Here is an 18,150-nt window from a genome sequence, read left to right on the forward strand (position 1 = left end):
GTTCACACTCAGCGCACAACGGCGTACTCATGCCCACACGCCAGACAATGGCTCAGCCATTCACCCAGGAACATATTCAACTGGGCCTTTTCATCCGGCTGATGCATTGAGGCATTCGGGTAAGGATAGATGCCGCGAAAGCGTCGTGCATGTTCGGCGCTGACCACTTCGGCCATGCACGCATCGTGGTAGACCTGCACTTCCAGTTGCGGCACCGGCAGCCACGGCAGGCTGTGTTCCTGGCGCACTTGCAGGGTCGTGGTGTACGGACAGACCTGCAGCACTTCGAGAGCCAGTACGCCGAGCATCTGGTCACCGTGGGTCACGGCAATGCGCCGCGCCTCGGGTTCGTTGCGCATGTCCGGCAGCAGTCGCATGAGGCGCGCGTAGTTGGCCTCGCAGGAGGCTTGCAGCCCCACGAGGTCCACCCTGTAACGATCGCGCAGCTTGTTTACGACCATAGCCCCCTCACTTCAGCGCGGTTCAAGGCCAACCATTGCAAGGCAATGATGCTTGGCGCGTTGGCAATACGTCCGTCGCGGACGGCCTGCAAGGCATCTTCGAACGCCCAGACCGTAACGCGGATATCTTCTGCTTCTTCCTCCAGCCCATGCAGGCCGCCGACTCCGGTGCTGTCGCAACGCCCCAGGTACAAGTGCACAAATTCGTTGCTGCCGCCCGGCGATGGAAAGTATTTGGTCATCGGCCAGAGCGCCCCGAACACAAGCCCAGCTTCCTCCTGCGCCTCGCGGTGAGCAACTTCTTCCGGCACTTCATCCTTGTCGATCAGACCGGCGACCAACTCGATCAGCCACGGGTTGTCGGTCTTGCCCATGGCGCCCACGCGAAACTGCTCGATCAGCACCACTTCATCGCGCTGCGGATCGTATGGCAACACGCACACGGCATCATGGCGAACAAACACTTCACGATTGATCTCGCGACTCATGCCACCGGCAAACAACTCATGGCGCAAGTGCACACGATCGAGCTTGTAGAAGCCCTCGTAGCACTTTTCGCGCCGAACGATATCAACGGCGGTCGGAATGGCGTTGGCAAAATCAGTCATGACAATCCTCGTTTACTGCAAATCCATGAAGAGGCTCCAACCTCGACTTCGCGCCATCCTAACGCGCCCGCGCCGTTTGATGCAGCCCCTTTCCCGTCAGCGAGATAGACGGTGAGGGCGAAACCAACTCTAATTAGCTTAGTGGCGAACTGACTGCTTCGTTGAGAGTCGAAGCGGATAACTTTTTGCCTTTCCCTGTTTTACGAAGGACGCCCATGTCGCTTTTTAAAATCGCCTCCGTGGCCGCAATTGCCCTGACCCTGGGTGCCTGCCAGAGTTTGTTCCAACCCAACTACCGAGCTCCGCTGGAAACTACCCGCGACGCCACCGAAACGCTGAAACCGGGTTGCACGACGCCTGACTGCCCGCTAGTGAACATCGATACGCTGCGCTTCCCGGCCGAGCCTCAGCTTGACGGTATTGTCGAAAAGCGCCTGCTGCAAATGACCCGCACCTCGCCCGAAGCCCCTGCGGCACCGACGCTGGCGGCCTATCGCGATGAGTTTTTGCGCACCGCTGGCCCGCGTAACAGCAGCTACCTGCAAGCCAAGGTACGTGAGCAGCATGACGGCTTGGTGATCGTCGAGTTTTCCAGCTACCTGGACACCGGCGGCGCACATGGCACACCAGGCCGCGGCTTCATCAACTATTCGCGCCAGCAGCATAAAGTGCTGACCTTGTCCGACATGTTGGTGCCGGGTCAGGAAGAGGCGTTCTGGAAAGCCGCGCAAGTGGCGCACAACAGCTGGCTGATCAGCACCAAGCTCGATCAGGAACCGGAGTTCGTGAAGCAGTGGCCGTTCCAGAAAACCCAGAATGTGGCGCTGACCTACGGCGGGGTGATCCTCAAGTACGAAGTGAGCACCATCGCACCTTACGCGCTGGGCCACGTCGAACTGAAGATCCCCTACCCGCGCCTGAACGGCATTCTCAAGCCCGAGCTGTTTCCCGGCCGTAACTGAAGGCCCGGCCCAGCACTAGCTGGAGCAACCCTGCCAGAATCAACGACGGCAGGGTTGCGCCGATGTCCGGATACAGATTGGCCAACAAATGATAGGTGCTCACCCCGCCCAACCAGGCGAGCAGCGCCGGCCAGCGCAACGCGGCTGACGCCACCTGAGCACTGCGTTTGCGCAGAATGAAGTGATCCACCAGCACCACGCCGAACAGCGGCGCAAACACCGAACCGATCAACAGCAGGAAGTTCTGGTACTGCGCCAGTGGCGCCAGGCACGCGATCAGTGTGCAAATCACGCCGATGGCCAACGCCAGGTGCTCGACTTTCAAGCGCAACAGAATCCCGCTGGAGACAGCCGCCGAGTGAATGTCGGCGAAGGCGTTTTCCGACTCGTCCAACAGGATCAGCAACAGCGGAATGCCCAGGCCTGCACCCGCCAGCGCCAGCAACAAGGCATTCACTTCACCGCTCGGCGCGAACGCCAGGGTGTAGGCCACGCCGAGGCTCATCAGCCAGAAGTTGCCGATAAAGAAGCCCAGCGCGGTGCCGCCGAACACGTTTTTCGCACGCTTGCCGAAGCGTGAGTAGTCGGCAATCAGCGGCAGCCACGACAGCGGCATCGCAATGGCAATGTCGAAGCCCACGGCGAAGGGCATCGAACCGTCACCGGCCTGTGCCCACAACGCGGTCAGATCGGCCTTGGCGAACAGGTTCCAGGTCAGCCAGATGCACGCGGCCAGCAACAGCCAGATACCCCACTTGCGCAGGATTTGTCGCACGAACGTCAACGGACCGCTGACGGCCAGCAAGGTCGCCAAACCACCAAAGAACACGGTCCAGAGCAGCGGATTCGACAGCAGGCTGCCTTCGCTGAACGCCCGCGCACCCAGCAAACTGGCAGCGTCGCGCATCACAATGATTTCGAACGAACCCCAACCGATCAGTTGCAGCAGGTTCAGCACGGCCGGCAGGCTCGCGCCACGTTTGCCGAGGCTGAGCTTGAGCGCAGCCATCGACGACAGGCCGGTGTCGCTGCCGATCACGCCGACGGCGGCCAGCAGCAGAACGCCGACCAGCGTGCCGAGGAAGATCGCCAGCAACGAGCCGGACAGGCCCAGGCCTGGCGCGAGCAAGGCGCCGGTCTGCAGCACCATCAGGCCGATGCCGAGGGAGAACCACAGGGAAAACAGATCGCGACCGCCAAAGACACGTTTGTCCATGGGCACCGCGATGTCGGGGGAATAAGTGCTGGGTTGAATGCTCAAGGGTGTTATCTCAAATAAGAGCAGAGACAAGTTTCAAGCTGCAAGCTACAAGTTAGAAGCAATCCGCTTCTTCTTGCAGCTTGTCGCTTGTCGCTCGTGGCTAGATTTTCTTGTACAGCTGACTGCCTTCCTGCTTGAACCGCTCAGCCTGGTCCGCCAATCCCTGGGCGACTTCGGCGTCGACGGTTTCGATCCGTTGGTTAGCCGCGTATTCGCGGACTTCCTGGGTGATCTTCATCGAACAGAATTTCGGCCCGCACATTGAGCAGAAATGCGCGACCTTGGCCGAATCCTTCGGCAAGGTCTCATCGTGATACGAACGAGCGGTGTCGGGATCAAGGCCCAGGTTGAACTGGTCTTCCCAACGGAATTCGAATCGCGCCTTGCTCAAGGCATTGTCGCGGATCTGTGCGCCCGGATGCCCTTTGGCCAGATCGGCGGCATGCGCGGCGATCTTGTAGGTGATGATCCCGGTCTTCACGTCATCCTTGTTCGGCAGGCCCAAGTGCTCCTTCGGCGTCACGTAGCAAAGCATGGCGCAACCGAACCAGCCGATCATCGCCGCACCGATACCCGAGGTGATGTGGTCGTATCCCGGTGCGATGTCAGTGGTCAGCGGACCAAGGGTGTAGAACGGCGCCTCGTCGCAGCACTCGAGCTGCTTGTCCATGTTTTCCTTGATCAACTGCATCGGCACGTGGCCAGGGCCTTCGATCATGCATTGCACATCGTGCTTCCAGGCGATCTTGGTCAGCTCGCCGAGGGTTTCCAGCTCACCGAATTGCGCGGCGTCGTTGGCGTCGGCAATCGAGCCCGGACGCAGGCCATCACCCAGCGAGAAGCTGACGTCGTAGGCCTTCATGATTTCGCAGATGTCTTCGAAATGGGTGTAGAGGAAGTTCTCTTTGTGGTGGGCCAGGCACCACTTGGCCATGATCGAGCCGCCACGGGAAACGATCCCGGTGACGCGCTTGGCGGTCAGCGGCACGTAGCGCAGCAACACGCCGGCGTGGATGGTGAAGTAGTCGACGCCCTGCTCGGCCTGTTCGATCAGCGTGTCGCGGAACAGCTCCCAGGTCAGGTCTTCGGCGGCGCCGCCGACTTTTTCCAACGCTTGATAGATCGGCACGGTACCGATAGGCACCGGCGAGTTGCGGATGATCCACTCGCGGGTTTCGTGAATGTGCTTGCCGGTGGACAGGTCCATGACCGTGTCCGACCCCCAGCGAATGCCCCAGGTCAGTTTCGCCACTTCTTCTTCGATGGACGAACCCAAGGCGCTGTTGCCGATGTTGCCGTTGATCTTCACCAGGAAGTTACGGCCGATGATCATCGGTTCCAGTTCGGTGTGGTTGATGTTGGCCGGGATGATCGCGCGACCGCGGGCGATCTCGTCACGGACAAATTCAGGCGTAATGATTTTCGGCACGCTGGCACCGAAGCTGTGACCGGCATGTTGCTGGTCCAGCAGCCCGGCGGCGCGAGCCACTTCGAGCTTCATGTTTTCGCGGATGGCGACGTATTCCATCTCGGCGGTAATGATGCCTTTGCGGGCGTAGTGCATCTGGCTGACGTTGGCCCCGGCCTTGGCGCGGCGCGGGTTGTTGACGTGGGCGAAACGCAGCTTGGTGAGTTCGGCGTCGGCGAGGCGTTCCTGGCCGAAGTTCGAGCTCAGGCCGGGCAGGCGCTCGGTGTCGCCACGGGATTCAATCCAAGGCGAGCGCACATCAGCCAGGCCCTTGCGCACGTCGATGATGACGTTGGGGTCGGTGTACGGGCCCGAGGTGTCGTACACAACGACAGGCGCGTTGATCTCGCCGCCGAAGTCGGTCGGGGTCACGTCGAGGCTGATTTCGCGCATCGGCACGAGGATGTCCGGGCGGGAACCCTGGACATAGATTTTTTGCGAGCGAGTAAACGGCTGAACCGATTGTTGATCGACTTGGGCCGAGTCACTCAGGTTCGTAGTGTTTTTTAGTTTTATCGTCATCACGGGCTCTCCAGACAGCATCCAGGCAGTGGAATTTTGTCGGAGCGAACCTGTAACGAATGGACGCGACCAATCAGCCATAACGAAGCCGTTGGTGCTGTGCTCAGTGCTCGAGGGGTGTTCGATTGTCGAACAACATCCCGGACGAAGCACAAGAGGACTCGCCGGGTGACGAGAAATCTTGTTCCCTACGCAGGCGCTAACCTGATCAGGTTCAACGGGATCCGAAATTATTCGATCTCAGCCTCATAGCAAGGCACCCCGACAAGAACCCGGCCAGTCTAGACACAACTGGCAAAGAACGCCAACACCGCGGTAAACACCATGATGAATGGCGCAATTACCGGATTGTTGCCGTGCTTGGCGACAATTACACTCGCCAAGCCATGCTGCGCCTTGACGCTGTATGGGCCGCGCCGTAGCCTTGGCGCTCAAATTATCAGCGTAATTTTAGGGATGGCCTCATGCTGCGCAACCTATCACTGGCCCTTGCCGTGTCTTGTGCGTCCAATGGAATGGCCTGGGCAGCAGAAGCGCCCTTATCGACCAAAACCGATCTGGTCAGCGTCTACCAGGAAGCGGTGGACAACAACGCCGACCTGGCTGCCGCCCGCGCCCAATACGGTGCCCAGAAAGAAGTGGTGCCCCAGGCCCGCGCCGGGCTGCTGCCCAATCTCTCGGGCGGCGCCGAGCTCGCCAACGTGCGCACCGCGATCGATCAGCCTTCGGCCACCGCCAACCGTAACGCTCATTCCTATCAAGCGACGTTGGCACAACCGCTGTTCCGTGCCGATCGCTGGTTCCAGTTCCAGGCCGCCAAGGACGTCAACGAACAGGCCGCGTTGCAACTCTCGGCAACTGAACAGAACCTGATCCTGCAGACAGCCGAAAGCTACTTCAACGTTCTGCGCACCCAGGACAACCTGGCCTCGACCAAGGCCGAGGAAGCGGCGTTCAAACGCCAGCTCGACCAGTCCAACGAGCGCTTCGATGTCGGCCTGTCGGACAAGACCGACGTGCTGCAGTCGCAAGCCAGCTACGACACGGCACGGGCCAACCGGATCCTCGCCCAGCGCCAGGTGGATGATGCGTTCGAAGCGTTGATCACCCTGACCAACCGCCAATACAACTCGATCCAGGGCATTGTCCACACACTGCCGATCCTGCCGCCATCACCGAATGATGCCAAGGCCTGGGTCGATACCGCGGCGAAGCAGAACCTTAATTTGCTGGCCAGCAACTACGCTGTCAGTGCTGCCGAAGAAACACTCAAGCAGCGCAAGGCGGGTCATGCACCGACCCTCGATGCCGTGGCGAAGTACGAAAAAGGTGATAACGACGCCTTGGGCTTCGGCAACCCGAACGCCTTTGGCCAGCCGTATGGCGGCAACGTCGAACAAACGACGGTGGGCCTGCAAGTGAACATCCCGATCTACAGTGGCGGCCTGATCAACTCCCAGGTGCGCCAATCGTATGCGCAACTGGACCAGTCCGAGCAGCAACGTGAATCCCTGCGCCGGCAAATCGTGGAAAGCACCCGCAACCTGCACCGGGCGGTGAACACCGACGTCGAGCAGGTGCAGGCACGCAAACAGTCGATCATCTCCAACCAGAGTGCGGTGGAAGCGACTGAAATCGGTTATCAGGTCGGCACGCGAAATATCGTTGACGTGCTGGATGCCCAGCGTCAGCTGTACACCTCGGTGCGCAACTACAACAACACCCGCTACGACTACATCCTCGACAACCTGCGTTTGAAGCAGGCTGCCGGCACGTTGAACCCGGGGGATTTGCAGGACCTGGCGCGTTATCTCAAGGCCGACTACAACCCGGACAAGGACTTCCTGCCACCGGATCTGGCGAAGGCTGCGGCGGCGCAGTTGAAGGCAAATCCAACGCAGTAAAAACCGGTTCTGTGGTGAGGCCGCTTGCTCCCGCTGGGCTGCGAAGCGGCCCCAACTCCTGCAACTCGCAGTTTCCTGACACACCGAGAAAGCCGGACTGACGACTGCTTCGCAGCCGAACGGGAGCAAGCTCCCTCGCCACAGGTATCAAGTCAAGTCGATCAACCGCCCCAACCCATCCAGTAGCCGCTGCAACGCGCCTTGATTGGTGCGCATCACTTTCAACCCAGCCTCCGCCATTCGCTGCGCATCGCGCGGCAATTCGAACAGCCGCTGTACCGCCAGCGCCAGGCCTTCGGCATCCTCCACTTCCTGCAACGCCCCGGCGCTGCGCAATTGTGCGGCGATTTCGAGGAAGTTGAACAGGTGCGGGCCGCACAGCACCGGTTTGGCCAGCGCCGCCGGTTCCAGCAGGTTATGCCCGCCGTTCGGCACCAGGCTGCCGCCGACAAACGCGCTGTCCGCCAAGGCATAAAGAAACAGCAACTCACCCATGGTGTCGCCCAGCAACACCGACGTATTAGCCGTGACCGGCTCGCCGGAGGAACGACGCACCGTGGCGAATCCCTGCTGCTGGCACAAGGCGAACACTGAGTTGAAACGCTCTGGATGACGCGGCACCAGAATCAGCAACGCATCGGGATGATTGGCCAGCAACTGACGATGGGCCGCCAGCACCACTTCGTCTTCACCTTCGTGAGTACTCGCGGCGATCCACACCGGGCGTTCCTGCGCCTGCCATTGCGCGCGCAATTCGGTGGCGCGCAGAAGCAATTGCGGATCGATGGTCAGGTCAAACTTGATCGAGCCGGTCACTTCGACAGTGTCCGCACGCGCACCCAGGTTAAGGAAGCGCTGAGCTTCGGCTTCGGTCTGCACCGCGAACAGGCTCATCTCGGCAAGCATCGGCTGGGTGAGTTTCCGGAAGCGGCCATAGCCCTTGGCCGAACGTTCGGACAATCGCGCATTGGCCAACGCCACCGCAATCCCGCGCTTGGCGCACTGATGGATGTGGTTCGGCCAGAGTTCGGTCTCCATGATTACCGCCAGTTTCGGCTGGACCCGATCGAGAAACCGTGCCGCCGCGCACGGCAAGTCGTAAGGCAAATAGCAGTGCTGGATGCGCGGCTCGTTGGCAAACAGGGCATGGATGCGCTCCGAACCGGTCGGGGTCATGCAGGTCACGGTAATCGGCAGCTGTGGATAACGTTGCAGCAGGGCGCGAATCATCGGCGCTGCGGCAATGCTCTCGCCCACGGACACCGCGTGCACCCAGATGCCGCCCGGCTTCATCGTCGGCAGGCCGAGGGAGAAGCGTTCGCCAATGCGTTTGGCATACGCCGGCGCCTTGCGCGAACGCAGCCACAGCCGAATAGCTACCAATGGCAGCCCCAAGTAAAACAGCGCGGTGTAGAGAGTTCTATTCATGGCGGCGGAGTTTATCGGTTTTTTCGCCGATCGCCCGCAAATGCACGGCAAAACGTTCTGCCAGCCAACGAGCCGCCGGGCCGAGGGGTTCATCACGGCGCCAGACCAGTTCAACAACCAGCGCCGGCGGGGTCCATTCGCTGTCCAGTTCGACCATCAGGTCCTGATACGCCGGGTACTGCACCACGTGCCGCGGCAGCCAGGCCCAGCCGAGGCCGCGCACCAGCCATTCGGCCATCACGTAGAAGCTGTCGGCCCGCCAGACCTGCGGACTGGCCGGCTCACTGCCGGGATAGACGCTGGACTGCGTGGACATCAGCAACTGACGGTGCTGCGCCAGTTGCTGACAATCAACGTGCGCCTGTTTCGCCAGGGGATGACGCACGCCGCATACGGTGAGCATTTCGACGCTGCCGAGCACCCGACGCTCAAGCGCTTCGGGGATCTGGTCGTGATAAAACAACAGTCCCAGATCGGCCCGACGCTCGACCAGTTTGCGCGCCACATCACCTTGAGCGGCACTGGTCAGCTGCACTTCAAGGCTGGGAAATTTGTCGGCCAGGGCTGCAAAGCTTTCGATGATCGGCTGATAGGGCATCGCCTCATCCTGAGCCACGCGCAAACGCGCTTCCTGTCCGCGCATCATCGCCAGCGCCCGGCCGTTCAGGCGCTCGCACTGACGCAAGACTTCCCGCGCCTCCTCCAGCAAGGCATTGCCGGCCTCGGTGAGTTTCGGCTGCCGGCCGCTGCTGCGGTCGAACAGGCTGACGCCGAGGTCTTCCTCCAGCAGCGCAATCGAACTGCTGACCGCCGACTGCGCCTTGCGCTGAACCCGTGCTACGGCAGAAAACGAACGCTGCTCCGCTACGCTGACAAACAGGCGCAGCTGCTCCAGATTCCATTGCATGCTCATGAGTCAACCCATCTTCAGAACAGATAGGTAATGACTTTACCGCATCTGGAGAATCTCTAGAATGCCGAACTCAGACAGCAACACTTCACACGAGGATGCACCTATGACCGCTTACTACTACCTGGCCATTGCCATCTGCGCCGAAGTGATCGCGACCGTTTCAATGAAAGCCGTCAAAGGCTTCAGCACCCCGCTGCCGCTGATTCTGGTGATTGTCGGTTACGGCATTGCCTTCTGGATGCTGACCTTGGTGGTGCGCAGCGTTCCGGTGGGCGTCGCTTATGCGGTGTGGGCCGGTTTGGGCATCGTGATGGTCAGCATCGCGGCGCTGTTTATCTACGGGCAGAAACTGGATGTACCGGCGATGCTGGGGATGGCGTTGATCGTATTGGGCGTCGTCGTCATCCAGCTCTTCTCCAAAACCGCTGGCCACTGACTGTCACCCCCATCCCCTGTGGCGAGGGAGCTTGCTCCCGCTCGGCTGCGAAGCAGTCGTAAATAGCCTGATGCGGTTTATCTGAATAACCGCATCGTTAGATTTGGGGGCCGCTTCGCGACCCAACGGGAGCAAGCTCCCTCGCCACAGGTCCTGCGTATAGCCTCTGTTGATCAGCAATAAAACCTCCAATCTTCGAGTCTGTATACTGCGCCCTCGTCTTGAACACTGAGGTCGCTGCATGCCATCCGTTATTTCCACCGACGTTCTGATTGTCGGCGCTGGTGTCGCCGGCCTCTGGCTGAATGCGCGCCTGCGCCGCCAGGGTTTTTCGACCGTGCTGGTGGAAAGCGCCAGCCTCGGCGGCGGGCAGAGTGTGAAGTCCCAGGGCATCATCCACGGCGGCGCCAAGTACGCGCTGCATGGCGCCCTGACCGGTGCCTCGGAAGCCATCGCCGACATGCCACGCCGCTGGCGTGAAGCCCTTGCCGGCGACGGCGAGCTGGATCTGACCGGCGTGCGCTTGCTGTCCGAAGCCCATTACCTCTGGTCCCCTGGCACCCTCGCTGGCAACCTCACCAGTTTCTTCGCCAGCAAAGCCGTGCGTGGCCGTGTCGATCAGGTCAAGGGCGACCAACTGCCGCCGGCCCTGCAAGACAAGCGCTTCAAGGGCAAGGTTTACCGATTGGCGGAACTGGTCATCGACGTGCCGAGCCTGATCCAGCGCCTGGCCGACCTGGCCGGTGATGGCCTGCTCGCCGGTCAGAAGATCGAACCGTTGCTGGAGGCGGGGGTTCTGGTGGGCCTGAAGGTCGACGGACGTGAGATCCGCGCCCAGCGCATCGTGCTCAGCGCCGGTGCCGGCACCGCGACGCTGCTCGACGCCCTGGGGCTGAGCCAGCCCGCCATGCAGCGCCGGCCGTTGCACATGATCATCGCCAAAGGCCCGAGCCTCAAACCGCTGTATGCCCACTGCCTGGGCGGCGGCACCAAACCGCGCCTGACCGTGACCACCCATCCTGCCGCCGATGGCCAATGGGTCTGGTACATGGGCGGCGATATCGCTGAAGCCGAAGGGGTTGCCCGTGAACCCGCCGAGCAAATCGCCACAGCGCAGAAAGAACTCGGCCAGTTGCTGCCATGGATCGACCTGAGCACCGCGCAATGGGCCACCTTGCGTGTGGATCGCGCCGAACCGCTGCAATCGGGACTGACGCGCCCAGACAATGCCTTCCTTGCCGAAGAAGGCCGGCTGCTGGTCGGTTGGCCGACCAAACTGGCACTGGCGCCGGACTTCGCCGACCGGGTCATCGCGTCTTTACAGCGTGACGGCATCCAGCCAAGCCATCCAGCGCCGCTGCCCGACTTGCCAAAACCACCGATTTGCGTTCCAGCCTGGGAGCAACTGCTGCCATGAGCATAAAGACCCTGCACGACCTGCACCGCCCCCTAGGCAGCACTGGCCTGATGGTTTCGCCCCTGGGCCTGGGCACGGTAAAACTGGGCCGCGACCAAGGCGTCAAATACCCCAACGGTTTCCAGATTCCCGGCGATGACGAAGCGCGCATGCTGCTCAAACTCGCGCGCGATATGGGCATCAACCTGATCGACACCGCCCCGGCTTATGGCTGCAGTGAAGAGCGCCTCGGCCCGCTGTTGCGTGGTCAGCGTGAGGACTGGGTAATCGTCAGCAAGGTCGGCGAAGAATTTGCCGACGGCCAGTCGAGTCACGACTTCAGCGCCGCCCATACTCGACGTTCAGTGGAGCGCAGCCTGCAACGCCTGGAAACAGATGTTATCGATCTGGTGCTGGTGCACTCCGACGGCAACGACCTGGCAATTCTCAACGACAGCGAGGTCTACGCGACCCTCGCCGCGCTCAAGGCCGAAGGCAAGATTCGCGGCTTCGGTTTTTCCGGCAAAACCGTCGAAGGGGGTTTGAAGGCTCTGGAACAGGGTGATTGCGCCATGGTCACCTACAATCTGAACGAACAGAGCGAGAAGCCGGTCATTGACTATGCTGCTGCTCACGGCAAAGCCATTCTGGTCAAAAAAGCCCTCGCCAGCGGTCACGTCTGCCTGAGTCCGGGCGTGGACCCGGTGCGCGCCAGCTTCGAGTTGTTGTTTGAACATCCGGGTGTTGCCAGTGCTATTGTCGGGACCATCAATCCGCTGCACCTCGCCCACAACGTCGCGACCGTTGCCCAGGTCCTACGTAGAAACTGATGCCGCCCACGCGGCCTTAAGCAGGAGCCGACATGCCGCGCACGCTCATAAGAAAGAACCCGAGCAACTTCAAGACCCTGCCGTTGTACGTCGAAGCGACTCCCGAAGGCTTGAGCTATCAGAGCGTCGGGATGCCGCTCAATTTCTCCCAGACCCTGCAACGTCGCCGCCCGGTGACGGTGCCCGACACTGAGCGCTTCTCGCTGGAACTGGCCAACCTTGGGGTCTCGGTGCGCCTGACCCTGCATTGGCAGAATCGCGATTACTGGGTCTTGGTGCGTCAACGCCGGCAAGACCGCGGCGATGTGGTGCTCAAGTTAATCTCCGGTTACGTGCCAGCCCACGAGCTGAACCTGCCACTGCATACGGCGATCCAGGAGATCGCCGAAGAGTGCCTGCTGGAAACCCCCGAAGGCTGGCTCGGTGGACGCTTCAATGACACCTGGCTGCCGGCGCCCTACTCCTCGGCGCTGCATTATCGCGAGGCATTACCCTTTCGCCTGACGCCGTTGTCCGGCTCCGCGCGGCCTGTGCGTTGCGCCAAGATGCAGTTGATCGAACGTCCGCGGGCTTACGTGCATTTGCCGACGGCTTCGCTGCAATTGATTTATGACTTGCGCCTGGACGTACCCAAGGAAGCCAAGTCCCTGAGCCTGTTTCATGTCGATGAGCGACTGGAGGGCGATCAGCTGGTGGCCCGGCTCGATCGCAAGCGCCCCGATTTGTATTTGATGCCGCTGCAGGACGGCCAGCCGATGGCCGAGCTGTATACCTTGAAAAAGGATCAGCTGTACCCGGCGAGTACGCGCGGGCTGTACCTGGCAGAGAGTTTTGCCCAGCAGGAAGGCTGGCTGGTGCGCGATGAGCGGATTCGCTGGAAGGATTGGGTACGGCAGCAGGGGTTGAGCCCGCCGGGGAAGGATTCGGGTCTGGCCCGGTTACGCGGGAAGGCGAAGCAATTGCTGAAGAAGATTGTGCCGCGTAAGGCAGTGCGATAGGAACAAGAGTGCTTGTGTGGCGAGGGAGCTTGCTCCCGCTCGGCTACGCAGTAGCCGCACCGGCTAACGAGTATTCCCTGAAATCACGCGGTGTATGGTTTTGGGGCCGCTTCGCAGCCCAGAGGGAGCAAGCTCCCTCACCACAGTGACCGCGTCGTCTTCAGTTATTGCGGATTTTTTCGACTATTGCGGTAGTCGAACTGTTTGCCACCAGCCCCAGTACTTTCACGGTTCCGCCGTAAGCGGTCACGATGTCCGCGCCGACCACCTGGTCGATCCCGTAATCCCCGCCCTTGACCAACACGTCCGGCTTGACCTCGCGCAGCAGGTTTTCAGGGGTGCCTTCAGGGAAGCTGATCACCCAATCCACGGCGCCCAGACCGGCCAGCACGGCCATGCGACGGTCGACGCTATTGATCGGACGACCCGGCCCTTTCAGGCGGCTGACCGAGGCATCGTCGTTGACCGCAACGATCAGACGATCGCCTTGGGCGCGTGCCTGCTCGAGGTAGGTCACGTGGCCGGCGTGCAGGATGTCGAAGCAGCCGTTGGTGAAAACAATCTTCTCTTTATGTGCTCGCGCATCGTCGACCGCCAGCAGCAACTGCTCAAGGCCCAGCACACCGCGCTCGGAACCTTCTTCGCGCTGGATGGCACGACGCAGTTCCGGGGCACTGATCGCCGCCGTACCGAGCTTGCCGACGACGATGCCCGCCGCCAGATTGGCCAGGGCCACCGCGTGTGGCAGCTCTTCGCCCGCGGCAATCGCGGCCGCCAGCGTGGAAATCACCGTGTCGCCGGCACCGGTCACGTCGAACACTTCACGCGCACGAGCCGGCAGGTGCAGCGCCGGATGGTCCGGGCGCAACAAGGTCATGCCGTGCTCGCCACGGGTCACCAGCAACGCGCCGAGGTCAAGGTCGTGCATCAACTGCGCGCCCTTGCTGACCAGCTCATGCTCATCGGCGCAACCGCCAACGATGGTTTCGAATTCGCTGAGGTTCGGCGTGATCAAACTCGCGCCACGGTAGATCGAGAAGTCCTTGCCCTTGGGATCGGCCAACACCGGAATGCCACGGGCACGGGCGGCCTGGATCAGCACCTGATGGTTTTTCAGTGCGCCTTTGCCGTAGTCGGACAGCACCAGCACCTTGATGCCTTCGAGCAGTTCGTCGACCTGCTCGCCCAGCGCCAGGGCGTCGGTGGCGAAGGGTTCTTCGAAGTCGATACGCAGCAATTGCTGGTGACGGCTCATGACCCGCAGCTTGACGATGGTCGGCTGGTGCGCAATGCGCTGGAACAACGCCCGCACGCCAGCGCCCTTGAGGCTATTGGCCAGGCTGTCGGCAGCTTCATCGTCGCCGGTCACGCCAACCAGCGAGGCCGGTGCGCCGAGGGCGGCAATGTTCAACGCAACGTTGGCGGCACCGCCCGGGCGGTCCTCGATTTGCTCGACCTTGACTACCGGCACCGGCGCCTCAGGGGAAATCCGTGAGGTACCACCATGCCAGTAACGGTCGAGCATGACATCGCCGACCACCAAGACAGGGGCTTGATCGAATCGCGGCATGGACAACTTCATGGAGCAACCCACATACAAAATGAACAGGGGCGCGATATTACCACAGGGTTGGCGCAGGCTTGCGCGACGGCTGCAACGGGATGATTCGACAGGTAAATCTGATCAATTATTGAGCAAAAATGCCGTCAGTCGAAGGCAAGCGTCTGCCAGGCCCAGTGCCTCGGTATCGATCTCGCACTCGGCCGACAGCGGCGCCTCGTACGGGCTGTCGATGCCGGTGAAGTCCTTGATGCGCCCTTCCCGTGCAGCCTGATACAAACCTTTCGGGTCGCGTTGCGCGCACACCGCGAACGGCGTGCTGACATACACCTCGATGAAATCGCCTTTGGCGAATAAACGACGTGCGGCCTCACGCTCGGCGCGAAAGGGCGAGATCGCCGCAACGATCACAATCAGGCCGGCATCGACCATCAGCCGCGCCACCTCGGCCATGCGCCGGATGTTTTCCCGGCGACAATCCGCTCCCATCCCCAGATCACGGCACAAACCAGCGCGCAAGTTATCGCCATCGAGTAGAAACGTGTGCAGCTCGAACTGATTGAGCCGCAGCTCAAGGGCGTTGGCCAGGGTCGACTTGCCCGCCCCCGACAACCCCGTCAGCCAGAGGCAGCGCGGTCGCTGGGACTTGATCGAGGCCCGGGCTTCATTCGACAGCGACAAATTGTAAGGTCTGATGGCGCAAGCGGGCATGGATAGCACCTCATTCATAACCAAGCAGCTCGTAATCACGCTGGTACGCCCGCCGTACCAGCCGACGGGTCCGAACCGAGCAGAAGTCACGGGCCGGCATCGACTGCCGCTGCCGGGAACTGTTGACGTGCGGCAGCAACGCCGAATGTCCCAATTGCTCGCAGACCAGCTGGAAGTCCCGCTCCAGATGCTCCTGGTAACCCATGAAGTCCAACGCAAGATGCCCCAGGGAGTCGGTGAGAAAATCCGTCTGCGCGGCGAAATGCAGCTGCTGGCGGATCGTTTCAGGGTGCAGCCAGCGACCGACAAAGTCGTCGAAGTCGCGGTAATGGCTGACCAGTTTCTGCGCCGCGTGATCGCGCGGTCCCAACGCGTTGCCTCGCAAAAACGCGTAGGCGGAATAGGCCCTCTCCAACGGGTCGCGAACGAAAGCGAATTTGAAACAGGCGGCGAACTGCTCGGGAAACTGTTGTTCGTACCAGTACAGCGGCAAGTGACCCGGGCTCCAGTTATCGAACAGCGCCGCGCAGACGCTGCTTCCGGCGCACTTGGGGACATGAATGAACAGACAGGAGCGCTGTTCGAAGGCCTTGGGAAAATGCAGGTTGGCCGACATTGACTTGTTCACCACCTGACGGTCGACCACCGACAGGCGCCCCAGCAGGAAAGCCCGTTGCGGCTTGGGCAGGAGTTTCCAGAGATAACGTTGCAACATGAAAGCACCCGCGCGAAAGGGATGGCCCTCTCGATTGAAGTCAAGGTTCGTTCAGGAACATTAACAAGCGCGAAGCGTAGTTTTATTCAGGTTTGGTCAAGGAAGGTAAAGGTCTTGATACAAATCACCGGGCGCATTGCATGCCCGGTGAACAAGGGTCAGGCGATGTCTTCCGCCGGGGCGTCGAGGCCCATGGCATTCAGTCGGGCGTAGTAGCCATTGTGCGCCAGGAGTTCGGCATGGGTGCCGCGCTCGACGATCCGGCCCTGGTCCATGACCAGAATCAGGTCCGCCTTCTCGATGGTCGACAAGCGGTGAGCGATCACCAGTGTGGTCCGGCCTTTCATGACCTGGTCCAGTGCCGCCTGAATATGCCGCTCGGACTCGGTATCGAGGGCCGAAGTGGCTTCGTCGAGAATCAGCAACGGAGCGTTCTTCAACAACGCACGGGCAATCGCCAGGCGCTGGCGCTGACCGCCGGACAGCAACACGCCGTTCTCGCCGACCTGAGTGTCCAGGCCTTCGGGCAACTGCGCGATAAAGTCCATCGCATAGGCGTCTCTTGCCGCTTTTTCGATGTCTTCACGGGGCGCCCCCGCCAGATCGCCATAGGCAATGTTGTTGGCCACGGTGTCGCTGAACAGGGTCACGTGCTGGGTCACCTGGGCGATGTGCTTGCGCAGGTTCAGCAATTTGTACTGCTCCACTTCAACGCCATCGATCAGGATCTCGCCTTTGTCGTGGTGATAGAAACGCGGAATCAGGTTGGCCAGGGTCGACTTGCCGCTGCCCGAACGCCCGACCAGTGCCACCATTTGCCCCGGCTCGACCGAGAAACTGATGTCGTCGAGTACCTGGCGATCGGTGTCCGGGTAAGTGAAGCTCAAGTGGCGCACGTCCAGACGACCGCTGACGGCATCACGCTCGACCGTGCCGGTATCGATTTCCGGCGCGACGTCCAGCTGCTCGAAGATGCTCTCGGCACCGGCCACACCTTTCTGGATGGTCGAGCTGACTTCGGACAATTGACGGATCGGCTTGGGAAGCAGGCCGGCCAGGGTGATGTAGGCGACCATGTCACCGGCCGACGCATCGCCGCGCAGGTACAGCACCAGGAACATCAGCACCGCCATGGCGCTGTAGATCACCAGTTGCAGCAACGGCGTATAGATGGCGCCGGTACGGGTCATGCGCAGTTGTTTGTCAGTATTGCCCTGGCTGGCCTCGTAAAAGCGCTTTTCTTCGTAGACTTCGCCGCCGAAGCTGCGCACCACGCGATAGCCCTGGATGGTTTCCGAAGCCACATGCGTCACGTCGCCCATGGCCAACTGGATTTTCTTGCTTTGCTTGCGGAATTTCTTGCTCGCGGTGCGCACCATCACCGCGATCAACGGCAGGATCGCAACCATCACCAGCGTCAGCTTCCAGTTCATGAACAGCAGCGAGGCGAACAGGAAGATGACCGTCATGCCTTCTCGGATTACGACCTTGATCGCATCTGTTGCCGCCCCGGTGACCATCGTCACGTTGAAGGTGATACGTGAAATCAGATGACCCGAGTTATGCTTGTCGAAATACCGATTGGGCAAAACCAGCAGGTTATTAAACAACTGCACACGTAAATCATGGACCAGCCCGAGGGAAACCTTGGCCAGAAAGTAGTTGCCCAGATAAGATCCCAGCCCCTGCCATGCGGCGATCAAGATGATCAGCAACGGCACCGCCTGCAGCAGTTGCAGGTCTCGCAGGTAAGGCACGGTTGGAAACAGCACTGCCTCGGGGTTGGACAGGCCGTCGACGAAGTACTTGAGGATGTAGCCGAGCATTGGCTGCGTCGAAGCGAAAATCAGAAAACCGACGATGCTGATCAGAAACAGGCTGATATACGGCCGGACATAGCCGAGCAGGCGGAAGTAGATTTTCAAGCTCGAAGGGCTTGCGGAGAGACTGGAGTCGGTCATATCACGCGAATGTCG

At 60.9% G+C, this 18,150-nt stretch carries 16 protein-coding genes and 1 riboswitch; of the genes, 6 read left to right on the plus strand and 10 right to left on the minus strand.

Going from position 1 to position 18,150, the window contains the following annotated elements; genetic code table 11:
* Positions 1-8: 8 nt before the first annotated feature.
* Together BLU63_RS07410 and BLU63_RS07415 are read right to left on the minus strand one after the other, a co-directional pair.
* Entirely contained in the window at positions 9-461 is a 453-nt protein-coding gene (locus BLU63_RS07410) for a DUF1249 domain-containing protein (RefSeq protein WP_008153350.1), read from the minus strand.
* The gene (locus BLU63_RS07415; protein ID WP_010464243.1) at positions 452-1,069 is read right to left on the minus strand and encodes an NUDIX domain-containing protein; all 618 of its coding nucleotides are present in this window, start codon (positions 1,067-1,069) and stop codon (positions 452-454) included. The genes BLU63_RS07410 and BLU63_RS07415 overlap by 10 nt, the downstream gene beginning before the upstream one ends.
* Before the next feature lie 215 nt (positions 1,070-1,284).
* Between BLU63_RS07415 and BLU63_RS07420 the strand changes: the two genes are divergently transcribed.
* Positions 1,285-2,031 (plus strand): RsiV family protein, encoded by a 747-nt coding sequence (locus BLU63_RS07420; RefSeq protein ID WP_010464245.1) that lies wholly within the window; start codon positions 1,285-1,287, stop codon positions 2,029-2,031.
* Here the strand turns inward: BLU63_RS07420 and cytX are convergent.
* Together cytX and thiC are read right to left on the minus strand one after the other, a co-directional pair.
* On the minus strand, positions 2,000-3,292 hold the full coding sequence (gene cytX / locus BLU63_RS07425; RefSeq protein WP_083375187.1) for a putative hydroxymethylpyrimidine transporter CytX: 1,293 nt from the start codon (positions 3,290-3,292) through the stop codon (positions 2,000-2,002). The genes BLU63_RS07420 and cytX overlap by 32 nt on opposite strands.
* A gap of 100 nt (positions 3,293-3,392) precedes the next feature.
* Positions 3,393-5,282, minus strand: a complete 1,890-nt coding sequence (gene thiC, locus BLU63_RS07430) for a phosphomethylpyrimidine synthase ThiC (protein WP_010464250.1) — start codon at positions 5,280-5,282, stop codon at positions 3,393-3,395.
* Positions 5,283-5,450: 168 nt separating this feature from the next.
* A riboswitch (TPP riboswitch) is annotated at positions 5,451-5,556 on the minus strand.
* Positions 5,557-5,746: 190 nt separating this feature from the next.
* Between thiC and BLU63_RS07435 the strand changes: the two genes are divergently transcribed.
* Positions 5,747-7,186, plus strand: a complete 1,440-nt coding sequence (locus BLU63_RS07435) for a TolC family outer membrane protein (RefSeq protein WP_083375188.1) — start codon at positions 5,747-5,749, stop codon at positions 7,184-7,186.
* Between the two features lie 147 nt (positions 7,187-7,333).
* Here the strand turns inward: BLU63_RS07435 and waaA are convergent, their stop codons facing one another.
* Both waaA and BLU63_RS07445 read right to left on the minus strand, forming a co-directional pair.
* Positions 7,334-8,614, minus strand: a complete 1,281-nt coding sequence (gene waaA / locus BLU63_RS07440) for a lipid IV(A) 3-deoxy-D-manno-octulosonic acid transferase (protein WP_010464254.1) — start codon at positions 8,612-8,614, stop codon at positions 7,334-7,336.
* Positions 8,607-9,527, minus strand: coding sequence for a LysR family transcriptional regulator (locus BLU63_RS07445; protein WP_077747665.1), 921 nt, complete (start codon positions 9,525-9,527; stop codon positions 8,607-8,609). The genes waaA and BLU63_RS07445 overlap by 8 nt, the downstream gene beginning before the upstream one ends.
* Before the next feature lie 103 nt (positions 9,528-9,630).
* Here BLU63_RS07445 and BLU63_RS07450 point away from each other — a divergent pair, with 103 nt between their 5' ends.
* The 4 genes from BLU63_RS07450 to BLU63_RS07465 all read left to right on the plus strand — a co-directional run bounded on the left by BLU63_RS07450 (position 9,631) and on the right by BLU63_RS07465 (position 13,187).
* Positions 9,631-9,963, plus strand: a complete 333-nt coding sequence (locus BLU63_RS07450) for a DMT family transporter (RefSeq protein WP_010464258.1) — start codon at positions 9,631-9,633, stop codon at positions 9,961-9,963.
* 241 nt (positions 9,964-10,204) lie between these two features.
* Positions 10,205-11,380 carry an NAD(P)/FAD-dependent oxidoreductase gene (locus BLU63_RS07455; RefSeq protein WP_010464260.1) on the plus strand — a complete coding sequence of 392 codons (1,176 nt, stop codon included), beginning with the start codon at positions 10,205-10,207 and terminating at the stop codon, positions 11,378-11,380.
* The gene (locus tag BLU63_RS07460; RefSeq protein ID WP_083375189.1) at positions 11,377-12,189 is read left to right on the plus strand and encodes an aldo/keto reductase; all 813 of its coding nucleotides are present in this window, start codon (positions 11,377-11,379) and stop codon (positions 12,187-12,189) included. The genes BLU63_RS07455 and BLU63_RS07460 overlap by 4 nt, the downstream gene beginning before the upstream one ends.
* Positions 12,190-12,221: 32 nt before the next feature.
* On the plus strand, positions 12,222-13,187 hold the full coding sequence (locus tag BLU63_RS07465; RefSeq protein WP_010464265.1) for a hypothetical protein: 966 nt from the start codon (positions 12,222-12,224) through the stop codon (positions 13,185-13,187).
* A 160-nt stretch (positions 13,188-13,347) separates the two neighbouring features.
* On the opposite strand, the gene hldE is transcribed toward BLU63_RS07465, so the two are convergent.
* The 4 genes from hldE to msbA form a co-directional block, all read right to left on the minus strand.
* Positions 13,348-14,769, minus strand: coding sequence for a bifunctional D-glycero-beta-D-manno-heptose-7-phosphate kinase/D-glycero-beta-D-manno-heptose 1-phosphate adenylyltransferase HldE (gene hldE, locus BLU63_RS07470; protein ID WP_010464267.1), 1,422 nt, complete (start codon positions 14,767-14,769; stop codon positions 13,348-13,350).
* A 102-nt stretch (positions 14,770-14,871) separates the two neighbouring features.
* A complete protein-coding gene (gene cysC, locus BLU63_RS07475) occupies positions 14,872-15,477 on the minus strand; it encodes an adenylyl-sulfate kinase (protein ID WP_083375190.1) in 606 nt (201 codons plus the stop codon).
* Positions 15,470-16,174 (minus strand): sulfotransferase family 2 domain-containing protein, encoded by a 705-nt coding sequence (locus BLU63_RS07480; RefSeq protein ID WP_077747661.1) that lies wholly within the window; start codon positions 16,172-16,174, stop codon positions 15,470-15,472. Before BLU63_RS07480 ends, cysC begins: the two co-directional genes overlap by 8 nt.
* A 158-nt stretch (positions 16,175-16,332) precedes the next feature.
* Complete coding sequence (gene msbA, locus BLU63_RS07485) at positions 16,333-18,135, minus strand: lipid A export permease/ATP-binding protein MsbA (protein ID WP_083375191.1); 1,803 nt, start codon at positions 18,133-18,135, stop codon at positions 16,333-16,335.
* Positions 18,136-18,150: the final 15 nt, after the last annotated feature.

The organism is Pseudomonas mandelii, assembly GCF_900106065.1.
In the GTDB taxonomy this organism is placed as follows: domain Bacteria; phylum Pseudomonadota; class Gammaproteobacteria; order Pseudomonadales; family Pseudomonadaceae; genus Aquipseudomonas; species Aquipseudomonas mandelii.

Bases quoted from the DNA above. Each gene is read 5' to 3' on its own strand.
- BLU63_RS07410 (WP_008153350.1), bottom strand. From the start codon at position 461: ATGGTCGTAAACAAGCTGCGCGATCGTTACAGGGTGGACCTCGTGGGG.
- BLU63_RS07415 (WP_010464243.1), bottom strand. From the start codon at position 1,069: ATGACTGATTTTGCCAACGCCATTCCGACCGCCGTTGATATCGTTCGG.
- BLU63_RS07420 (WP_010464245.1), top strand. From the start codon at position 1,285: ATGTCGCTTTTTAAAATCGCCTCCGTGGCCGCAATTGCCCTGACCCTG.
- thiC (WP_010464250.1), bottom strand. From the start codon at position 5,282: ATGACGATAAAACTAAAAAACACTACGAACCTGAGTGACTCGGCCCAA.
- BLU63_RS07435 (WP_083375188.1), top strand. From the start codon at position 5,747: ATGCTGCGCAACCTATCACTGGCCCTTGCCGTGTCTTGTGCGTCCAAT.
- waaA (WP_010464254.1), bottom strand. From the start codon at position 8,614: ATGAATAGAACTCTCTACACCGCGCTGTTTTACTTGGGGCTGCCATTG.
- BLU63_RS07445 (WP_077747665.1), bottom strand. From the start codon at position 9,527: ATGAGCATGCAATGGAATCTGGAGCAGCTGCGCCTGTTTGTCAGCGTA.
- BLU63_RS07450 (WP_010464258.1), top strand. From the start codon at position 9,631: ATGACCGCTTACTACTACCTGGCCATTGCCATCTGCGCCGAAGTGATC.
- BLU63_RS07455 (WP_010464260.1), top strand. From the start codon at position 10,205: ATGCCATCCGTTATTTCCACCGACGTTCTGATTGTCGGCGCTGGTGTC.
- BLU63_RS07460 (WP_083375189.1), top strand. From the start codon at position 11,377: ATGAGCATAAAGACCCTGCACGACCTGCACCGCCCCCTAGGCAGCACT.
- BLU63_RS07465 (WP_010464265.1), top strand. From the start codon at position 12,222: ATGCCGCGCACGCTCATAAGAAAGAACCCGAGCAACTTCAAGACCCTG.
- hldE (WP_010464267.1), bottom strand. From the start codon at position 14,769: ATGAAGTTGTCCATGCCGCGATTCGATCAAGCCCCTGTCTTGGTGGTC.
- cysC (WP_083375190.1), bottom strand. From the start codon at position 15,477: ATGAATGAGGTGCTATCCATGCCCGCTTGCGCCATCAGACCTTACAAT.
- BLU63_RS07480 (WP_077747661.1), bottom strand. From the start codon at position 16,174: ATGTTGCAACGTTATCTCTGGAAACTCCTGCCCAAGCCGCAACGGGCT.
- msbA (WP_083375191.1), bottom strand. From the start codon at position 18,135: ATGACCGACTCCAGTCTCTCCGCAAGCCCTTCGAGCTTGAAAATCTAC.